General features: G+C 45.8%; 3 protein-coding genes and 1 pseudogene. 1 reads left to right on the top strand and 3 read right to left on the bottom strand.

The genetic code is table 11. From position 1 onward, the window contains the following. Positions 1-124: 124 nt before the first annotated feature. Positions 125-616, top strand: coding sequence for a HugZ family protein (locus tag A3761_RS13950; protein ID WP_068510560.1), 492 nt, complete (start codon positions 125-127; stop codon positions 614-616). Positions 617-719: 103 nt separating this feature from the next. Here the strand turns inward: A3761_RS13950 and A3761_RS13945 are convergent, their stop codons facing one another. From A3761_RS13945 to A3761_RS27735, 3 genes and pseudogenes are all read right to left on the bottom strand, one after another. Continuing rightward, positions 720-1,331: a flavin prenyltransferase UbiX gene (locus A3761_RS13945; RefSeq protein ID WP_068510562.1), complete on the bottom strand. Its 612-nt coding sequence runs from the start codon at positions 1,329-1,331 to the stop codon at positions 720-722. Continuing rightward, positions 1,324-2,709 (bottom strand): UDP-N-acetylmuramate:L-alanyl-gamma-D-glutamyl-meso-diaminopimelate ligase, encoded by a 1,386-nt coding sequence (mpl, locus tag A3761_RS13940; RefSeq protein WP_068510564.1) that lies wholly within the window; start codon positions 2,707-2,709, stop codon positions 1,324-1,326. The genes A3761_RS13945 and mpl overlap by 8 nt, the downstream gene beginning before the upstream one ends. Positions 2,710-2,775: 66 nt before the next feature. Next, positions 2,776-2,984, bottom strand: a pseudogene (locus tag A3761_RS27735) (enoyl-CoA hydratase); the annotation flags it as partial.

Here is a 2,984-nt window from a genome sequence, read left to right as displayed (position 1 = left end):
CGATTCAAGCTCACGATGTTGCCGCTGCACTGATTCTTGAGGCAAATCGTTCTAAGCGGGGCACACAAGTGCTTAACTCAGCAATGATGCAAGGCGCGATAAAACAGCTAGAAAAGTAAACACCATGGCAAAGAACCCTGAAATCAGTACAGAGCAAATTCAAACTGAAATCGCTGAACTCAACGAGCAAATTCAGACACTCCAATTAGCAACACTTGGAAAAGATAAAGAGCCGTGCATCAGCTATACCCCCTTTCTGAAAACGGGCTCAGCTTACTACATTTTTATCAGTCAGCTTGCGACACACACGCACAATTTACTTGCTCACCCCAGTCTCTCTATTTTGATCATTGAAGATGAAGACAAGAGCAAAAACGTTTTTGCCCGCAAGCGACTAAACCTTAAGTGCAAAGCAGAAGAACTCAAGCAAGAAGACCCTGAATGGAACAATATTCTTGATGGCTTTGAAAAACGTCATGGAAATACAGTGAAGCTGCTTCGCTCTCTACCCGACTTTCATCTATTCAGACTAACTGCGGTTTCAGGTACTTATGTGAAAGGCTTTGGACAGGCTTTTGAGCTGACTGGAGACGATATTAAGCATATCAAAGCTTAAGCAGATTCCCCCTCGAAAAAACTTTCCCCGTGCTAAACCGCCAGCGAGCCGTGGAATGTTCTAACTACGAAGAGTTTCAATCGAGTCTGACCCCGTTGAAAACTTACTCACCCCATTTCGGCATCAAAGACTGTTCCAAGCCCAATTGAGATAAGATACGTGCTACAACAAAGTCGACCATATCTTCGATAGACTTTGGTTGATGGTAAAAACCTGGGCTTGCCGGGAGGATAACTGCCCCCATACGCGTGAGCTTGAGCATATTCTCTAGGTGAATTTCTGAGTAAGGTGCTTCTCTGGGAACTAGTATCAACTGACGACGCTCTTTCAAAGCCACGTCAGCGGCACGTTCGATCAGGTTATTACTTGCTCCCGTTGCGATGGCTGATAAGGACCCTGTACTACATGGGCAAACCACCATTCGACTCGGTGCACCGGAGCCAGATGCTAAAGGAGACATCCAATCCTCTTTGCCAAAAACACGAATCATTCCGGGCTCGGCAGAAAAATGGTCACTGAGGAAGGATTCCATTTGTGCTGCTTGTGCGGGCAACTTATATTCGGTTTCTGTGGCGATTACAATATGCGCTGCCTTGCTCACCATCAGGTAAACCGGCACGCTCTGCTTTAGTAAACATTCAATCAAGCGCAGAGCATACTGCGCGCCCGATGCACCAGTAATCGCTATTGATACCGGTTCGACCACCTTAGTCATTCACCTGTTCCTCTAGCGCTTCCACTAACTTGCCATGAATACCTGCGAAGCCGCCATTGCTCATGATCACAATATGACTTTCACCCGAGAGCTTAGACTTTACCTTATTGATTAAGTCATTAAGGGTATTGCCAAGCTCATGCTTAGTGCTTTGCTTGCTTGCCGTTTGAGCAATCAAGTCATCCAACCAAGTCATATCCGACAAGTCTGCCCAAACCACATGATTGGCCTCTTCAGCACTGGCTAATAGCGTCTGAGCATGAACACCCATCTTCATGGTATTTGAACGAGGTTCGATTAGCGCAATAATCATCTTATCCTGACCAACCTTATTACGCAAGCCAGCCAAGGTGGTTTGGATAGCCGTCGGGTGATGGGCGAAGTCATCATAAACATGTACATCATTAACCGAAGCCAACAACTGCATGCGTCGCTTCACACCACCAAAACAGGATAAGGCCTCGGCACCATGTTTTAGACTTACGCCAACATGGCGAGCAGCCAGCATTGCTGCAACACCGTTTTGAACATTATGGTCGCCAGTCATGTTCCAATCGACTTGTACGGTTTCATTTGCCAAGATCAGTTGAAATGAACTGCCTGACTCACTTAGCTTTTTCCAGATAGCTTTATCTGTTGTACTTTGATCATCAGAAAATACTTCCTGCTCAGACCAGCAACCTTTTTCGATTACCTGATCAATGGCCGTCACATTCTCTGGATAAATTACTCGCCCATTTTCTGGAATGGTTCGAATAACATGGTGAAATTGAGTCTGGATTGCAGCAAGATCAGCGAAGATGTCTGCATGATCGAACTCAAGGTTATTAACAATAAAAGTGCGAGGGCGATAATGGACAAATTTCGAACGCTTATCAAAGAAGGCGCTATCGTACTCATCGGCTTCAATGACAAAGAACGGCGTTTCACCCAAGCGGGCCGAACAAGGAAAGTTTTCAGGCACGCCTCCAATCAGGAAGCCAGGCGACATACCCGTATATTCCAAAATCCAGGCAAGCATACTGCTGGTGGTGGTTTTGCCATGCGTACCGGCAACACCCATCACCCACTTTCCTGGCAAGATATGATCTGCCAAGAAGCCTGGCCCGGAAGTATACTTCAAACCTTGATTGAGAATAGCTTCCAGCAAGGGGTTGCCACGACTGATAGCATTACCGATAACATAAAGATCTGCACCAAGTTCTAACTGATCTACCGAAAAGCCGGAAATTAGCTCAATGCCTTGAGACTCCAACTGCGTACTCATTGGTGGATAAACACCCTGATCACAGCCAGTCACTTTAATACCCATCTCTTTGGCCAGCACCGCCAAGCTTCCCATAAAGGTGCCACAAATACCTAAAATATGAATATGCATGTTGAGTCTCAAGTTGTGAAGGTCATTCGGTAGAGGGCTCGAAGCCCTCTATGTAACAAGGAAGGTTTAGAAAGTCGTCGTACGATCGACTTCAATCGCAGCATCCATTGCTTCCAGTAAGGCTTTGCGTGATTTTAGCTTAGTACCGTGATGAGCCTTCATATTCAGCTTTTTATACTCTTCAGCCAACGCTTTAGCTTCAGTCATTAGCTGATCTGCATCGACAAGCTTATCCAAAAATCCTGCATCAACAGCCGTTTCAACATCAAAGATTT

Source organism: Oleiphilus sp. HI0123, assembly GCF_001635315.1.
The sequence above is the reverse complement of the archived record's forward strand: the minus strand, read 5'-3'. Positions and strand labels throughout refer to the sequence as shown.

Coding starts and splice junctions, on each gene's coding strand:
- A3761_RS13950 (WP_068510560.1), top strand. CDS start 125: ATGGCAAAGAACCCTGAAATCAGTACAGAGCAAATTCAAACTGAAATC.
- mpl (WP_068510564.1), bottom strand. CDS start 2,709: ATGCATATTCATATTTTAGGTATTTGTGGCACCTTTATGGGAAGCTTG.
- A3761_RS13945 (WP_068510562.1), bottom strand. CDS start 1,331: ATGACTAAGGTGGTCGAACCGGTATCAATAGCGATTACTGGTGCATCG.